13 protein-coding genes, 1 tRNA gene and 1 pseudogene are annotated in these 16,183 nt (G+C 51.6%); 8 read left to right on the top strand and 7 right to left on the bottom strand.

Annotation, left to right across the window (positions count from 1 at the left end; genetic code table 11):
- Positions 1 to 36: 36 nt before the first annotated feature.
- The 5 genes from ilvC to EL143_RS06880 form a co-directional block, all read right to left on the bottom strand.
- Entirely contained in the window at positions 37 to 1,050 is a 1,014-nt protein-coding gene (gene ilvC / locus EL143_RS06900) for a ketol-acid reductoisomerase (protein WP_085416475.1), read from the bottom strand.
- 45 nt (positions 1,051 to 1,095) lie between these two features.
- On the bottom strand, positions 1,096 to 1,398 hold the full coding sequence (locus EL143_RS06895; protein ID WP_085416474.1) for a putative quinol monooxygenase: 303 nt from the start codon (positions 1,396 to 1,398) through the stop codon (positions 1,096 to 1,098).
- 141 nt (positions 1,399 to 1,539) lie between these two features.
- The gene (gene ilvN, locus EL143_RS06890) at positions 1,540 to 2,031 is read right to left on the bottom strand and encodes an acetolactate synthase small subunit (protein WP_085416473.1); all 492 of its coding nucleotides are present in this window, start codon (positions 2,029 to 2,031) and stop codon (positions 1,540 to 1,542) included.
- Positions 2,031 to 3,809 carry a biosynthetic-type acetolactate synthase large subunit gene (gene ilvB / locus EL143_RS06885; RefSeq protein WP_085416472.1) on the bottom strand — a complete coding sequence of 593 codons (1,779 nt, stop codon included), beginning with the start codon at positions 3,807 to 3,809 and terminating at the stop codon, positions 2,031 to 2,033. Before ilvB ends, ilvN begins: the two co-directional genes overlap by 1 nt.
- Before the next feature lie 391 nt (positions 3,810 to 4,200).
- A tRNA-Arg gene (locus EL143_RS06880) sits at positions 4,201 to 4,276 on the bottom strand.
- A gap of 276 nt (positions 4,277 to 4,552) precedes the next feature.
- On the opposite strand from EL143_RS06880, the pseudogene EL143_RS06875 reads away from it, so the two are divergent.
- From EL143_RS06875 to EL143_RS06860, 5 genes and pseudogenes are all read left to right on the top strand, one after another.
- Positions 4,553 to 5,122 (top strand): annotated as a pseudogene (locus EL143_RS06875) (c-type cytochrome); the annotation flags it as partial.
- A gap of 80 nt (positions 5,123 to 5,202) precedes the next feature.
- Entirely contained in the window at positions 5,203 to 5,370 is a 168-nt protein-coding gene (locus tag EL143_RS12370) for a hypothetical protein (RefSeq protein WP_158087831.1), read from the top strand.
- 16 nt (positions 5,371 to 5,386) lie between these two features.
- Complete coding sequence (locus EL143_RS06870; protein ID WP_085416470.1) at positions 5,387 to 6,496, top strand: anhydro-N-acetylmuramic acid kinase; 1,110 nt, start codon at positions 5,387 to 5,389, stop codon at positions 6,494 to 6,496.
- Between the two features lie 172 nt (positions 6,497 to 6,668).
- The gene (locus EL143_RS06865) at positions 6,669 to 9,101 is read left to right on the top strand and encodes a DNA translocase FtsK (RefSeq protein ID WP_085416469.1); all 2,433 of its coding nucleotides are present in this window, start codon (positions 6,669 to 6,671) and stop codon (positions 9,099 to 9,101) included.
- Positions 9,102 to 9,282: 181 nt separating this feature from the next.
- On the top strand, positions 9,283 to 9,795 hold the full coding sequence (locus tag EL143_RS06860) for a hypothetical protein (RefSeq protein WP_085416468.1): 513 nt from the start codon (positions 9,283 to 9,285) through the stop codon (positions 9,793 to 9,795).
- 74 nt (positions 9,796 to 9,869) lie between these two features.
- Here the strand turns inward: EL143_RS06860 and azu are convergent, their stop codons facing one another.
- Both azu and EL143_RS06850 read right to left on the bottom strand, forming a co-directional pair.
- Positions 9,870 to 10,430, bottom strand: coding sequence for an azurin (gene azu, locus EL143_RS06855; protein WP_085416467.1), 561 nt, complete (start codon positions 10,428 to 10,430; stop codon positions 9,870 to 9,872).
- 120 nt (positions 10,431 to 10,550) lie between these two features.
- The gene (locus EL143_RS06850; RefSeq protein ID WP_085416466.1) at positions 10,551 to 10,970 is read right to left on the bottom strand and encodes a DciA family protein; all 420 of its coding nucleotides are present in this window, start codon (positions 10,968 to 10,970) and stop codon (positions 10,551 to 10,553) included.
- 205 nt (positions 10,971 to 11,175) lie between these two features.
- Here EL143_RS06850 and secA point away from each other — a divergent pair, with 205 nt between their 5' ends.
- The 3 genes from secA (at position 11,176) to EL143_RS06835 (ending at position 16,121) form a co-directional block, all read left to right on the top strand.
- Entirely contained in the window at positions 11,176 to 13,941 is a 2,766-nt protein-coding gene (gene secA, locus EL143_RS06845) for a preprotein translocase subunit SecA (protein WP_085416465.1), read from the top strand.
- Between the two features lie 457 nt (positions 13,942 to 14,398).
- The gene (gene tadA / locus EL143_RS06840; RefSeq protein WP_085416464.1) at positions 14,399 to 15,118 is read left to right on the top strand and encodes a tRNA adenosine(34) deaminase TadA; all 720 of its coding nucleotides are present in this window, start codon (positions 14,399 to 14,401) and stop codon (positions 15,116 to 15,118) included.
- Positions 15,119 to 15,230: 112 nt separating this feature from the next.
- Positions 15,231 to 16,121, top strand: coding sequence for an NAD(+) kinase (locus EL143_RS06835; protein WP_085416463.1), 891 nt, complete (start codon positions 15,231 to 15,233; stop codon positions 16,119 to 16,121).
- Positions 16,122 to 16,183 lie beyond the last annotated feature (62 nt).

Raw genomic sequence — 16,183 nt, 5'->3', positions numbered from 1 at the left:
ACAGGCATTTTCACATACTTCCAAATAATCCGCTGATTAGTTTTTATCCAAATCAACCAATTTGTTTTTGGCAATCCACGGCATCATGCCGCGTAACTGTGCGCCTACTTTTTCAATCTCATGATCCGCATTCAAGCGGCGGCGTGCGGTCATGCTGGCGTAGTTGGTTGCGCCTTCTTGAATGAACATTTTGGCATATTCGCCTGATTGGATGCGGTAAAGCGCTTTTTTCATCGCTTCTTTGGTTGCCGGCGTAATCACTTCGGGACCGGTTACATATTCACCGAATTCCGCATTATTGGAAATCGAGTAGTTCATATTGGCAATGCCGCCTTCATACATCAAATCTACAATCAGTTTCAACTCATGCAAGCATTCGAAGTAAGCCATTTCCGGCGCATAACCGGCTTCCACCAATGTTTCGAAACCGCATTTCACCAACTCTACGGCGCCGCCGCACAATACGGCTTGTTCGCCGAACAAATCGGTTTCGGTTTCTTCACGGAAGTTGGTTTCAATCACACCGCCTTTGGTACCGCCGTTGGCCGCTGCGTAAGACATCGCAATATCACGGGCTTTACCGGATTGGTCTTGGTAAATCGCAATCAGGGTCGGCACACCGCCGCCTTTCAAGTATTCGCTGCGCACGGTGTGACCCGGGCCTTTGGGCGCAACCATGATTACGTCCAAATCTTTGCGCGGAACGATTTGGTTGTAGTGAACGTTGAAACCGTGGGCAAATGCCAATACGGCACCTTCTTTCAGGTTGGGCTCAATTTCGTTTTTATATACGACAGGCTGGTTTTCATCAGGCAGCAGAATCATTACCACATCGGCCGCTTTGGTTGCATCCGCAACGCTGCGTACATCATGGCCGGCAGCCTCGGCTTTTTTCCACGAACCGCCTCGGCGCAGACCGATTACCACGTTTACACCTGAGTCTTTCAGGTTTGCAGCATGGGCATGTCCTTGAGAACCATAGCCGATAATGGCAACGGTTTTACCTTTGATCAATGACAAATCAGCATCTTTATCATAAAAAACTTGCATGTGAAATTTCCTTAAGTAAACAATAAGCAGGTAGCAAATCGGGGGTTAATCAATATTTTCAGAAACATCCTTCAGCAGCATCACTTCCACGTCTTCAACTTTATTTTCTATCGCCTGCAAAAAGCTTTGAAAATGTTCCGAAGCGTTGTGCCGGTCAACCGCTTCGGCGTTTTGCCAGTTTTCAAAAAATACAAATCTGTTCTCATTTTCAGTATCTTGATGCGAGTCATACCGGATATTGCCCGCTTCCTTTCGGCTGGCGGCAACCAAATTCCTCAATACTTCCAAAAGCTCGCTGCGGTGCTCGGGCTTCGTCGTGATAACAGCGGTAATCTTAACCTTGCTCATCCCTTTTCTTCCTCTACAACTTACGATACTGAAATGGTGTCGGCACAAATGCTTTAATTTCTGAATTTTTATTTTTCAGACAGGCATCCAATATTTACATGCCTGTCTGAAACCAAACGGCTAAATGAACACAGGATAAATCTAAATTCTCAAAATCCGCTCGCCGCGACCGATACCGGCTGCGCCGGTACGCACGGTTTCAAGAATCTGCGCTTTTCCAACGGTTTCCAAAAATGAATCGAGTTTATCGGAAGAGCCTGTGATTTCAACAGTGTAGGTTTTGTCTGTAACATCCACAACGCTGCCGCGGTAGATCTCGGTGAGCCGTAAAAACTCATCGCGGTCTTTGCCGACGGCGCGCAGTTTCACCAACATCAGCTCCCGTTCCACAAAGCGGCTTTCATTAAGATCCACCACTTTAATCACTTCAACCAGCTTGTTCAGCTGCTTGGTAATCTGCTCGATAACGGTTTCGTCGCCATTGGTTACGATAGTCATACGGGAAAGCGTTTTATCCTCGGTAGCGGCAACCGAAAGCGAGTCAATGTTGTAATCGCGGGCCGAAAACAAACCTACCACGCGGCTCATCGCGCCTGATTCGTTTTCCATCAGGATAGATAATATATGTCGCATTATGGCACGCTCCTTGTATCGTAATCGCGGTCTGTTACATCATTCACATCGGAATCTTGGGGGGTTTGGCGCATATGGAGCGGCAACACCATTTCATCCAAGCCTTTACCGTTGCCCACCATTGGGAACACATTCTGCTTCTTGTCCGTGATGAAATCCAAAAACACCAAACGGTCTTTCTGTTTCAACGCTTCAAGCAGCGCGCCCTCGACATCGGATTTATTGTGTACACGGATACCTACATGGCCATAAGCTTCGGCCAATTTGACGAAATCCGGCAGGGAATCAAAATAAGTTTCCGATTCACGGTTACTGTAATAAAGCTCCTGCCATTGGCGGACCATGCCCAAATAACCGTTATTCAGCGTAACGATATTAATCGGCAGTTTGTATTGGAAGCAGGTTGAGAGCTCTTGGATGTTCATCTGAACAGAACCTTCGCCCGTAATACAGAACACATCCTGATCAGGCGCCGCCAGTTTGGCACCCATTGCATAAGGTATGCCCACACCCATCGTACCCAAACCGCCGGAATTCAGCCATTGGCGCGGGCGTTCAAACGGATAATATTGCGCGGCAAACATTTGGTGCTGCCCCACATCCGACGTAATAATCGCGGAATTATTGGTTACCTCTGCCAGCTTCTGAACCACATATTGGGGCTTGATAAGCTCTCCATCGTCTTCAAACCACAAGCAATCGCGGCTGCGCCAGTTTTCAACTGTCTGCCACCATTTTTCAAGTGCGGTTTCATTAAGATGAAGCTCTTGTTTTTTCCACAAACCGATCATTTCGGCCAAAACGTTTTTCACATCGCCTACAATCGGCACATCCACTTTGACACGTTTGGCAATGCTTGAAGGGTCGATATCGACATGAATGATTTTCTTGGCCTTTTCAAAGAATTTTGAAGGCACGGAAACCACACGGTCGTCAAAACGCGCACCGACGGCCAATACCACATCGGCATTTTGCATGGCCAGATTCGCTTCATAAGTACCGTGCATACCCAGCATACCCACAAATTGGCGGTCGCTTGAAGGGTAGGCGCCAAGCCCCATCAGCGTTCCGGTACACGGCGCGCCAGTAAGTTTGACAAAGTCAATCAATTCCTGATGGGCGTTGCCTAAAACAATACCGCCGCCAAAATAAACGATAGGCCGTTTGGCAGAAGCAAACATTTGCACCGCTTTTTTAATTTGCCCTGTATGGCCTTGCGTAACCGGCTGGTATGAACGGATAAAGATATCTTCTTGCGGATAGCTGAATTTCGCCATCGCCTGGGTAACATCTTTAGGAATATCCACAACCACGGGGCCGGGGCGGCCGCTGGCGGCAATTTGAAACGCTTTTTTAATCGTGGTTGCCAAATCATTGATGTCGGTAACCAGAAAATTGTGTTTTACGCATGGGCGGGTAATACCCACAGTATCCACTTCCTGAAACGCATCGCTGCCGATTGCGGGCGTACCTACCTGCCCCGAAATCACCACGATTGGAACGGAATCAGAATATGCCGTAGCAATACCTGTTACCGCATTGGTTACACCCGGGCCGGAAGTGACCAAAGCCACACCCACCTTGCCGCTGGTGCGGGCATAAGCATCTGCCGCATGCACCGCTGCCTGCTCATGGCGAACCAAAATATGCTTGAATTTGTTTAATTGAAAAAGCGCATCATAAATTTCGAGAACTGCGCCGCCGGGATAACCAAAAACGTAATCCACGCCTTCGGCTTTAAGACTCTGCACGAGTATTTGTGCACCTGATAATTGCATGATTGCCTCTTTATATTCTGCAGGTAAACCAATAGGAAGCATCAGCTTCGCCACAGCATCTGTAATGCTTGTTTTCCGAACAACGATTTAGGGTACGCGATACGGAACCATCCGGCGACAACCAAGCGCTCCAATCAATTGAGATAGCTGCTTGAGGTTTATTAAAAGTTAAAAAAGAATAAAGTTTGCGTAAGGTAGCGCAAATTATCGGTGAAATCAAGCGAAATTACAGCCTATTTCAAAATAAACCGGCAGGCTTGAGGTAAGGATAAGGATTAGGGATAACGGTTAAACACATTAACCGCAACCAAACACGGTTTAAATTTTAGGAATCTAAAAAGCAGCCGCATTTCACATTAACTTGGACTGCTTTAAAAACTTTCAGAATATTTGGCGCACCCGACTGGGATCGAACCAGCGACCTTCAGCTTCGGAAACTGACGCTCTTCCAACTGAGCTACGGGTACAGGCGAGCGATAAGATACCCGAAAAATGGCGCTTTGGCAAAATTTTATTGTGTTGTTTCGTGTTTTTTACACAGTGCGGCTCCGGCTTATACGCCGTCACAATTATGCGTTTGATCGTGATAAAATCAGTTTTTAGCCTTTTTTTGAGATAAGCCAAACTTAAATGATTGGAAAACACGCCCGAATTCAGTATAATCCAGCAAATTATTGTTAATGCAATTTAACAAATCAATAAAATTCAGTCCCAAACGATATCTATCGGCGAGGCCAAAACACATGAACCATACAACCAAACAAAATGTTCGCGGATCTACTGCGTTTACCTTGGTCAGCGGCATTGTTATTCTTCTGGCAACTTTGTTTTTCTTAGTGCGCTTGGCAACCAGCGGCTATTTCAGCAATGTTGATGAAATGACTGCCGATGCCGTTGAGACTCGCATTATGCCCATCGGCAATGTAACTATGGGTGACGGCGTGCCCGTCGGCTTGCGCCAAGGCGACAGAATTTTCCAAAAAGTATGTGTCCAATGCCACGCTACCGACAGCACTGTAGCCGGCGCACCGCGCATTACCAATAATGCCGACTGGGCTCCGCGTATTGCCAAAGGTTTCGATACTTTGTTCAGCCACGCTTTAAACGGTTTTAACAATATGCCTGCCAAAGGCGGCGCAAGCGATTTGACTGATGATGAATTGAAACGCGCCATCGCATACATGACAAACCAATCAGGTGGTAAATTCGAAGCGCCTGCAGTGCCTGCTTCGGCAGCTTCTGATGCTGCTGCTTCAGGAGCGGCTCCGGCAGCTGCCGCATCATCTGCTTCTCCTGCACAAGCCAGCGCGAAAAAATAATTTAGCTGTTTTTAATAAAAAGCGTACCCAGTCGGGTACGCCTTTTTGCTTAAATTTATATGTCGGAATATACGATGGCAAATCAACCTGTTAAACCGCTTTTTATTATGAAGGGTATTGCAGTATATAAAGCCGGGGCAATTCCCGATACCCGATTATTCAATCGGATCATTCCACAATACCGTTTAAAATCAGCAGCACAATGCCTGTCTGAAAAAAGGTTTCAGACAGGCATTGCTTAAGAGAAACCGAGGCAGTATGAACAACTCCCAACAACTTTACATCGGCATTATGTCCGGCACCAGCATGGATGGTGCCGACGCAGTGTTCATCCGCATGAACGGCACGCAATGGCAGGCGGCCGAAGCTCATGCGTTCATACCCTATTCCAACCAATTAAAACAGTCTTTGCTCGACTTGCAAGACATCGGCGAAAACGAGCTGCATAAAAGCATGACACTCGCCCAAGAGCTCAGTTCGCTCTATGCCGAAACGGTTCATACCCTTCTTGAGAAAACCGGCATAGGCCCGCAGGAAATTACCGCCATCGGCTGCCACGGCCAGACCATACGCCATGCACCCGAATCCTCATACAGCATACAGCTGGTCAACCTTTCACAGCTTGCAGAACAAACCGGCATTTTCACCGTGGGCGATTTCCGCAGCCGCGATTTAGCGGCAGGCGGCCAGGGAGCGCCCTTAGTGCCTGCGTTTCACGAAGCGGTGTTCAAGTCCGACAAGGAAACCCGTGTCGTGCTTAATCTGGGCGGCATTGCCAACATCAGCGTGTTACCGGCCGATTCACACGCATTTGGTTTCGATACCGGCCCCGGCAATATGTTGATGGATGCGTGGGTTAACTCAATTTGGCAACAGGCATACGACGCAAACGGTGAAAAAGCAGCGCAAGGTACCATCTTGCCCGATCTGCTGGCCGAGCTGCTCGCCCATCCTTATTTCCGGCTCCCGCCGCCCAAAAGCACGGGACGCGAGCTGTTTTCATTAAATTGGTTGCGCACATTCTTAAGCGGCCGGGAAAATCCCCACGACGTTTTGCGCACCCTGCTTGAATATACGGCCCGCAGCGCCGCAAAAGCCATTGCGCAATCCGCTCCCGACGCACGGCAGGTGTATATCGGCGGAGGCGGCATACGCAACAGCTTGCTGGTTGATACGCTTCAAACCCGTTTACAGCCGCACAACATCACACTACACAGCACTGCCGAATTAAACCTTGATCCGCAATGGTTGGAAGCGGCCGCATTCGGCTGGCTTGCCGCCTGTTGGATTAACCGCATACCCAGCAATCCGCACCACGCCACAGGCGCCCGCAAGCCCTGTATTTTGGGTGCCGGATACTATGCTTGACGGGGCGCCGGTCTCTTTGATGCCTGTCTGAAACCCTGTTTTCAGACAGGCATCGGCTTTCTTACTTTCCAACGGATACTGTATAATCCGCACTATTCGTCCCCGCATAACGCTATTCAAACAAACAGAATGTTCCGCTTCACATCATTCAGACAGGCATCAGCTTAACCTTATGGCAAACACATCACCTCAAAAACCCAAATCACCCCACGGCAGAACAACACGCAAATCACTTGTCACGCCCAAACCGCAAGCCGAAAAACCCTTGCCGAAAACCAAAGTCGACATCAAGCCGCCCAAACGGCCCAAAGGCGTTGTGAGCAATCAAGAAAAAAACAAACGCAACGAACACATTGCCAACCTTGTGGGCGACACACTTTGGCTGCTCGGTTTGGTGGCCGTGATTTATATTGCCGTATCGCTTTTGAGCTTTTCCATGACCGACCCGGCCTGGTCGCGCAGCGTGCCGGCCGCAGATGACGTGCGCAACATGGGCGGGCTTTTCGGCGCTTATTTTTCCGACATCAGCTATTATCTGTTCGGCCTTTCATTTTGGTGGTTTCTGATTGCCGGACTGGTTTTTCTGATAAAAAATTTCCGCCCGCTGCAAAAGCCCGAGCAAAAACCTTACAACACCGGCATTGCGCTGGCCGCCCTGATAGTGTTGCTGCTGTGCAGCCCTGTTTTGGAAGTGTTTATTTTAAAGGACGAGTTGGCAGGCGAATTGCCCGTGGGCGCGGGCGGGCTGTTCGGTTCGTATATCGCATCAGGCATGAGCTGGCTGCTCGGCAACACCGGCAGCCTGTTGATTATGCTGGTGATTCTGCTGTTGGCGCTGTCTTTACTGATTCAGGTTTCCTGGTTAGACATGATGGAAAAAACCGGCCAGAAAATGGAATGGGCATGGACGAAATTCCAGCGTAGGAAAAGCGGCTATATCGCCGAAATGCCCGACTCAAAAACCACCCGCCGCATGGTGCGCGAAGCCAAACAAATTACCGCAGAACCTGCGCCTATGTTGGAAAACAGCAGCAGCAACCGCAAAGCCGTGCCCGTTTCCGTAGCACCGCCGGTTCCCATACAAACCACGCTCTTCGACGATAAAGGCAAAGCCGCCGAGCCGCTGCCGCCCGGCGAATATGCCAAACCCAGCCTGCATTTGCTCAGCACCCCGAAAAACGATGTGCCTCCGCCGAATCCCGAAGTGTTACAGCAAACCGCCGAACGCATCGAAGCCAAACTATTGGAATTCGGTATTGAAGTGCAGGTGGTCAGCGCTACCGCCGGCCCCGTGATTACCCGTTTTGAAATCGAGCCGGCGCAAGGTGTGAAAGGCAGCCAGATTGTGAACCTTTCCAAAGACTTGGCGCGTTCGCTTTCCATGCAGTCGGTGCGCGTGGTGGAAACCATCCCCGGCAAAAACACTATGGGCATCGAAATTCCCAACGAGCGCCGCCAAGAAGTGTTGCTGCAGGAAATCTTTTCTTCTTCCGTATTTAACGATGCCAAATCCAAGCTTACCGTTGCTTTGGGTAAAGACATTGCCGGCGTGCCGGTAGTGGGCGACTTGGCCAAAATGCCGCACCTGCTGGTCGGCGGCATGACCGGTTCGGGCAAGTCGGTGGGTGTGAACGCCATGATTATGTCCATGCTGTTCAAGGCCACACCCGACGAAGTACGCTTCATCATGATCGACCCGAAAATGCTCGAATTGAGCGTGTACGACGGTATTCCGCACCTGCTCTGCCCCGTGGTAACCGACATGCGCGAAGCCGGTCAGGCGCTCAACTGGTGCGTTACCGAAATGGAAAAACGCTACCGTCTGCTTTCCCATGCGGGCGTGCGCAATTTAGAAGGTTTCAATAAGAAAATCGAAGAAGCCAAAGCGGCAGGCAAACCGATTCCCAACCCCTTCAGCCTCAACCCCGACGATCCCGAGCCGCTGGAAAAACTGCCGCTGATTGTGGTGGTGATTGACGAATTGGCCGATTTGATGATGACCGAACGCAAAGCCGTTGAGCAGCAAATCGCCCGCCTGGCGCAAAAAGCGCGCGCAGCCGGCATCCACATGATTGTCGCCACCCAACGCCCGAGTGTGGACGTGATTACCGGCCTCATTAAAGCCAATATCCCAACCCGCATGGCCTTTACCGTACAAAGCAAAATCGACAGCCGCACCATTCTCGACCAAATGGGCGCGGAAGATTTGCTCAAATACGGCGACTTGCTGGTCCTCCAACCGGGCAACGCCGAACCGACCCGTTTGCAGGGCGCGTTTGTGTCCGACCACGAAGTGCATGAAGTGGTGTCGCATATCAAACGCCAAGCACCGGCCAACTATATCGAAGGCCTGCTTACCGGCGAGGCCGCGCTGGAAACCACCAATGTGGTCAACCCCAATGCCAACAGCGACGAATTGTTTGATCAGGCTGTGGCGTTTGTGCTGGAATCGCGCAAAACCTCGATTTCCTCGCTGCAACGCCATCTGCGAATCGGCTACAACCGCGCCGCCAATCTGGTTCAAGCGCTGGAAGAAGCCGGCGTGCTTTCCGAAGCCGATTCAAGCGGCGCACGAAAAATACTGGCACAAAAAGACAACCTCTAAACCAATGCCTGTCTGAAACATCTTTCAGACAGGCATTTTTACATTATTCCGAATACCGATTAAATTCAAAACCATAAGCCACCACCAACTTATATCGCCGAATTTTACCGTTTATCCAAAGCATACGCGATTGAACCTAACACCGTTCAAACAGTCAAACGCCCAAAGGAGATTGACCGTAATGAAATACAAACATTTTGTAACGCCTCTACTACTCGCATTCGCCTTATCCGCATGCGGCTCAGGCCAGCCCGATAACGAGCTTTCCTCCTCCGAAGAGCAGGCACACATCGAGAGTGCCAGCGGTGCCTATGCAGATGCCTCCGAAGCACCGCCGCCCGATATGCTGCCCGATGATTACGCTTCAGGCGAAGCACCGCAAGACTACGACAACCTGATTCCCGCCGACGGCAACCGCACGGTAAGCTACCGCTCCGACAAAGGCGCCGCCACCGCAGTATACGACAACTCTGGCGAGATGCCCGTTGTCCGCCTGACCGTCGGCAGCCAGCCCGAAACCGTGTTAAAACAAACCGATGCCCTGCCTCAAGGCGCGGTTTACAGCAACGGCAGCACCACTTGGGAAACAGACGGCTCCTCCGCCAAACTCACCCAAGGCGGCTCCAGTACCAACTTCACCGAAGCCCTAACCCCGGGCGAAACGCCGGCCGCATCTGCCGCATCGGCTAAATAAGCGCTGCATACGGAAAACATAAAAAATGCCTATCTGAAAAAGTTTCAGACAGGCATTGCTACTGTGATTAAAGCTTAATCAACCAGCTTCACATCACCCTGCATCACAGAGAAATGCGCCGGGAAAGTGCAGAAAAATTTATAACCGGCGTTAGGATCAAGCCGGCTGGTTTTAAATGCCACACTGGCTTCCTGACCGCCGCCGATCATATCGGTGTGGGCTACAATAGCCGGATTGTCGGCTTTCAAATAACCCGAATCAGGCCCTGCACCGGAACCTTCGCTGGCCACGGCAGAAGCATCATCCGCTTTGGTAATCACAATGTTGTGGCCCATACTGGTTACCGGCATAGAGCCGGTATGCTTCAGCGTTACTTTGAATGTTTCGCATGATTTCTTCACGGAAATCTCGTTGGTGCTGTATTTCATCTGATCGCCGGTTTCCACCACAACACTACACTCGGCAGGCACGCTTGCCGGATCGACTTTTTCCGCGGCAACCGCTGCGGAAGCGCCTTCGGCGGCAGGAGCGGAAGCCGCCGGTGCGGAAGCCTGTTCGGCAGGCTTGGCAGCTTCTTGCGAACAGGCGCTCAAAGCCAATGCAACGGCAGAAATCAATGCTAAATAAGCTTTCATATAACTTTCCTCACTCAGTTATTAGTAGAATAAAAAATGAATGTTTAATCAAAAACGAGTATGCAGATTTAACCTGCTTTTTACTTTGCGTTAAATCAAACTTTCCAGCAGCAAACACGCTTACCGGTGTTTATCGGTCAACTTGCGCAAAGCCGCGGCCAACTCGGGATGATGCGCCAAGCGTTCGGCAGAATCGTCAAGCGCATCCAGCGCGTTCCGGCTCAATTTAAGCCTGTTTTCTTTAGCCGCACGCCCGGGCTTTGGCGCCGCCTTAACGCGCACGCCGGCAATTCGGCTGTCTGCTTGCTGCATCTTTGCCAACAAACCCGGCGCAATCATCCGCAAACGGCTCAAAGCCATATTGTTCGCCGCCAGAATAATCAGGCAGCCTTCCGCATCAATGCAGGCCACCTGGGCATATCCGTGCAAATTGGGCGGCAGAAGCTTTTTGATTTCACGGTCGAGCCGCCGCCATTGCTGCGCTTGGGCAAGCAGGCCGGCCAGCCGTTTATCGCCTTTGCCGAGTTGGTAGAGATCCATGTTGGTTAAAATACTTGAAATTGTCTAAATCTAACGCCATTTCGCCAAGCATTGTAACTTTAACGATATAGCGTGTGTTAAAATACTCCGTTATTGCCGAAGAAGCCGCACACGGCGCCTGCCCTTGCCAAAAGTCCAACAAACGCAACGCAGCCGCCCTTTAACACGGCTTTCTTCTTTTAGAAAGGCTCAGGAATTAACCATTATGCTCACTAACTTAGCAAAAAAAGTATTTGGCAGCCGCAACGACCGCCTGTTGAAACAATACCGCAAAACCGTTGCCAAAATCAATGCGCTCGAGCCGGAAATGCAAGCCCTTTCCGATGCCGAGCTTCAAGCCAAAACCCCTGAATTCAAAAAACGCCTGTCTGAAGGCGCCACGCTCGACGACATTCTTGTAGAAGCGTTTGCCGTGTGCCGCGAGGCCAGCCGCCGCATTTTGGGCATGCGCCATTTCGACGTACAGCTTATCGGCGGCATGGTTCTGCACTACGGCAAAATCGCCGAAATGCGTACCGGCGAAGGCAAAACTCTGGTGGGCACGCTGCCTGTATATCTCAATGCACTCTCCGGCAAGGGCGTGCATGTGGTTACAGTAAACGATTACCTTGCCAGCCGTGATGCGGCAACGATGGAGCCGCTGTATAACTTCTTAGGCCTTACCGTCGGCGTGATTGTCAGCAATCTGGAGCAGTTTTACCGCCAAAGCGCTTATGGTGCCGACATCACTTACGGCACCAACAACGAATTCGGCTTCGACTACCTGCGCGACAATATGGTTGTCGACCAATACGATAAAGTGCAGCGCGAGCTGAACTTCGCCGTGGTCGATGAAGTGGATTCCATTTTGATCGACGAAGCCCGTACGCCGCTGATTATCTCCGGCCAAGCCGACGACAACGTACAGCTTTACCAAATCATGAACCAAGTGCCGCCCCTGCTCGACCGCCAGGAAACGGAAGAAGGCGCGGGCGATTACTGGGTGGATGAAAAAGCCCATACTGTTCTGTTAAGCGAAAGCGGCCACGAAAAAGCCGAGCATATTCTCGGCGAAATGGGCTTACTCAAAGAAGGCACTTCACTCTATTCGCCTTCCAGCATCGCCTTGATGCACCACCTGATGGCCGCTTTGCGCGCGCACAGCCTGTTTCACCTTGACCAGCACTATGTCATTAAAGACGGCGAAATCGTGATTGTCGACGAACACACCGGCCGCCTGATGGACGGCCGCCGCTGGTCCGACGGCCTGCATCAGGCCGTTGAAGCCAAAGAAGGCGTGGAAATCAAGCGCGAAAACCAAACACTCGCCTCAATCACGTTCCAAAACTACTTCCGCCTATACGAAAAGCTTTCGGGCATGACCGGCACGGCCGATACCGAAGCCTACGAATTCCAAAGCATCTACGGCTTGGAAACCGTCATCATTCCGACCAACCGCCCCATCCAGCGCAAAGATTATAACGACCAGATTTTCCACAGCGCAGAAGAAAAATACGAAGCCGTTATCAAAGACATCCAAGCATGCCACGAAAGAGGCCAGCCCGTATTGGTGGGCACCACTACCATCGAGAACTCCGAATTGGTTTCGCACCTGCTCACCCAAGTGGGCTTGCCGCACAACGTATTGAATGCCAAAGAACACCAACGCGAAGCCCTGATTGTTGCCCAAGCGGGCAAACCGGGCATGATTACCGTAGCCACCAATATGGCCGGCCGCGGTACGGATATTGTGTTGGGCGGCAACGTCAAGCATCAGAGCAACGCCATCCGTACCGACGAAACGCTTTCTGAAGAAGAAAAAGATGCACAAATCCGCGCGCTTGAAGAAGGCTGGGAAGCCGACAACCAACGGGTATTGGATGCCGGCGGCCTGCACATCATCGGCACGGAACGCCACGAGAGCCGCCGCATCGACAACCAATTACGCGGCCGCTCCGGCCGTCAGGGCGACCCGGGTTCCAGCCGTTTTTACCTTTCGTTTGAAGACCCGCTGCTGCGCCTGTTTGCCTTAGACCGCGCCGCAGCCATCCTCAACCGTCTCGCGCCCGAGCGCGGCGTTGCCATCGAGCACGGCCTGCTTACCCGTCAAATCGAAGGTGCGCAGCGCAAAGTCGAAGGACGCAACTTCGACATGCGTAAGCAGATTCTCGAATACGACGACGTTGCCAACGAACAGCGCAAAGTCATCTACAAGCAGCGCAATGAAATCCTGACCAGCTCCGAATTGGGCGAAATGGCTAAAGATATCCGCCAAGAAGTTATCGAAGGCTTGGTTGACATGCACATGCCGCCCAACAGCATGGAAGAGCAGTGGGACATTCCCGCGCTGGAAAACCAGCTTGCCACCGAGTTCCGCGTACATGCCGACATCACAGGCTGGCTGAAAGCGGATAATACGCTGGAAAATGAAGACGTTAAAGAACGCTTGATTAAGCAGATTGAAAAAGAATACGCCGAAAAAGCCGAGATGGTGGGCGAACAGAATATGCACGGCTTCGAGCGCAACGTGTTGCTGCAAGTGATCGACAACCAATGGCGCGACCATCTTGCCGCCATGGATTACCTGCGCCAAGGCATCCATTTGCGGGGCTACGCCCAGAAAAACCCCAAGCAGGAATACAAGCGCGAAGCATTCCATATGTTCCAAAGCTTGTGGGGTTCGATCAAACAAAGCGTCGCTACCCTGCTGATTTCGGTACAAGTCGAGCAAAATGAAGACATCGTAGCCGAAACCGGGCTGCATGCGCCGGAAATGGCAGACATGCGCCAAATCCATGCCGATGCGCCGGAAATGCAAAGCATTTTGAGCGAATCCAAATCCGATCTGGTTAATGATGCGTTCAACCCCAACGACTCAACCGATTACAGCCCCGAAGCATTGGCAGCGCGCGGCGTGATTGTCCACCGCAACGAACCCTGCCCCTGCGGCAGCGGTTTGAAATACAAGCAATGCCACGGCAAATTGTCGTAACGCCGGTTTAAGCCGAATCTGACAATGCCTGTCTGAAAACCATTCGCTTCGCAGAAACCCGCGTTGCCGTTTTCAGACAGGCATTGATCATTTATCCTCTCGATACCTTTATTCAGGAGACGAATGAGGCAGACGGTAAGGATAGTCAAACCGATTAAATTTGGGTTATCCGCCATTACACTGTTGCCAAACCCGGATATCTAGCGGCATTTCCAAGCAAGAGCGGCAACCTACACCATGCCTGTCTGAAACAGGCAACTCGGCGCCCCATCGGATTTTTACTATAGTCAGTTTACTTAAGTTTAATAACGATACCGTCATACTCGGGCTTGACCCGAGTCTCTTGAATTCCGCTAACTTCAGGAGATACTCGGATCAAGCCCGAGTATGACGAACGTACTATTTTTAAGTTGATCCACTATATATCATCTCCACACCTTTTCAGACAGGCATCACCATGCAGCTCACCACCCCGCCGATAGCACCCAAAACCCTACATACCCTCAACTCGCTCGGCATCCACACCCTGGAAGATTTGCGCCAAACCGGCGCACCATCAGCCTTTTTGTTGCTGAAAGCCGCAGGCCTCACCATAACCCGCAGCACTTTATGGCAGCTTGCCGCGCTGCTGCACAACACCACACCGCAAGCATTATGCCTGTCTGAAAAAACCCAGCTGCTGGAAGCCGTGCGCAACCATCCGCCGGTCGACGTATTCCCGCCGCAAAACGAAATGGAGCATTTCATGCGGCTGGCGCTGCAACAGGCCGAACAATCCGCCGCGCTCGGCGAAATCCCCGTCGGCGCCGTAGTCGCCCTCAACGGAAACCTGATAGCCGCCGCACACAATACCTGCATCAGCAGCTGCAACATCAGCCAACACGCCGAAATCCGCGCATTGGCAAAAGCCGGCGCCGCCCTGCAAAACTACCGCCTCGACGGCTGCGACGTTTACATCACGCTCGAACCGTGCAGCATGTGCGCCAGCGCCCTCATCCAAGCCCGCGTCCGCCGCGTGGTTTACGGCGCAGCCGAGCCGAAAACCGGTGCCGCAGGCAGCATAACCAACCTTTTCAACCTCACCGCTTTAAACAAACACACCGCAGTCAAAGGCGGCATTTTGGCCGATGAATGCAGCGGCATTTTGCAGCGCTTCTTTCAAAACAAACGCGGCTGACCACAATGCCTGTCTGAACAAACCGCCCCGCCCTACCGCTTGTAACCCCGTGTAGCCCGAGTGTTGCGGATTGCTATATAATTTGACCGTCCCACAAACAACACACATTCCCATGAGCAGCCAATTCAAGCAAATCGGCATCGTAACCCGCCCGAACACGCCCAAAATAGAAGAATGCCTCAACCGCCTCGTCGAGCTTCTATACGCAAAAAAGCTGAATATCTATCTTGATGAAGACAGCATCAGCGAAAACCTGCTCTGCGAAGCCAACCTGCCCAAATGCAGCCTGATCAGCAAAGACGAAATGGGCAGAAAATGCGATTTGGTTATCGTGCTCGGCGGCGACGGCACATTCCTCTCCGCCGCCCGCAAAGTGGCCGCCCACAGAATCCCACTGTTGGGCGTCAATCAAGGCCATTTGGGCTTTCTCACGCAAGTGTCGCGCGAAAACATGGTTCAGGAAGTCGAAAGCATGCTTACCGGCAAATACCATGCTGAAGAACGCATCCTGCTCGAAGCCACAGTGGTGCGCAACGGCGAAACCATCAACCGCTCGCTGGCGCTGAACGACGTGGTTCTCTCCCGCGGCGGTGCAGGGCAAATGATTGAATTTGAAGTGTTTATCAACAAAGAATTTGTTTACACCCAGCGCAGCGACGGCCTGATTGTCTCCTCACCCACCGGCTCCACCGCCTATGCCCTCGCCGCCGGCGGCCCCATCCTCCAAGCCAGCCTTCGCGCGTTTACCCTTGTGCCCATCTGCCCCCAATCCATGACCAACCGCCCGATTGCCATCGCAGATACTTGTGAAATCAATATTTTAATCACCAAAGCCGGCGATGCCCGCGTGCATTTCGACGGCCAATCCTATGTCGATATCCAAAGCATGGATAAAATTGTCATCCGCCGCTACAAACACAGCCTGCGCGTGCTGCACCCCAACGACTACCAATATTACCGCACGCTGCGCCAGAAACTGCACTGGGGCGAACAGTTAATCTAACACCCGACAACGATGCCTGTCTGAACGCCCTGTTTTCAGACAGGCATCGTTTACCCACACAA

The organism is Neisseria canis (assembly GCF_900636765.1).
Taxonomy (GTDB): domain Bacteria; phylum Pseudomonadota; class Gammaproteobacteria; order Burkholderiales; family Neisseriaceae; genus Neisseria; species Neisseria canis.
The sequence above is the reverse complement of the archived record's forward strand: the minus strand, read 5'-3'. Positions and strand labels throughout refer to the sequence as shown.

Coding starts and splice junctions, on each gene's coding strand:
- ilvC (WP_085416475.1), bottom strand. CDS start 1,050: ATGCAAGTTTTTTATGATAAAGATGCTGATTTGTCATTGATCAAAGGT.
- EL143_RS06895 (WP_085416474.1), bottom strand. CDS start 1,398: ATGAGCAAGGTTAAGATTACCGCTGTTATCACGACGAAGCCCGAGCAC.
- ilvN (WP_085416473.1), bottom strand. CDS start 2,031: ATGCGACATATATTATCTATCCTGATGGAAAACGAATCAGGCGCGATG.
- ilvB (WP_085416472.1), bottom strand. CDS start 3,809: ATGCAATTATCAGGTGCACAAATACTCGTGCAGAGTCTTAAAGCCGAA.
- EL143_RS12370 (WP_158087831.1), top strand. CDS start 5,203: ATGGCAAATCAACCTGTTAAACCGCTTTTTATTATGAAGGGTATTGCA.
- EL143_RS06870 (WP_085416470.1), top strand. CDS start 5,387: ATGAACAACTCCCAACAACTTTACATCGGCATTATGTCCGGCACCAGC.
- EL143_RS06865 (WP_085416469.1), top strand. CDS start 6,669: ATGGCAAACACATCACCTCAAAAACCCAAATCACCCCACGGCAGAACA.
- EL143_RS06860 (WP_085416468.1), top strand. CDS start 9,283: ATGAAATACAAACATTTTGTAACGCCTCTACTACTCGCATTCGCCTTA.
- azu (WP_085416467.1), bottom strand. CDS start 10,430: ATGAAAGCTTATTTAGCATTGATTTCTGCCGTTGCATTGGCTTTGAGC.
- EL143_RS06850 (WP_085416466.1), bottom strand. CDS start 10,970: ATGGATCTCTACCAACTCGGCAAAGGCGATAAACGGCTGGCCGGCCTG.
- secA (WP_085416465.1), top strand. CDS start 11,176: ATGCTCACTAACTTAGCAAAAAAAGTATTTGGCAGCCGCAACGACCGC.
- tadA (WP_085416464.1), top strand. CDS start 14,399: ATGCAGCTCACCACCCCGCCGATAGCACCCAAAACCCTACATACCCTC.
- EL143_RS06835 (WP_085416463.1), top strand. CDS start 15,231: ATGAGCAGCCAATTCAAGCAAATCGGCATCGTAACCCGCCCGAACACG.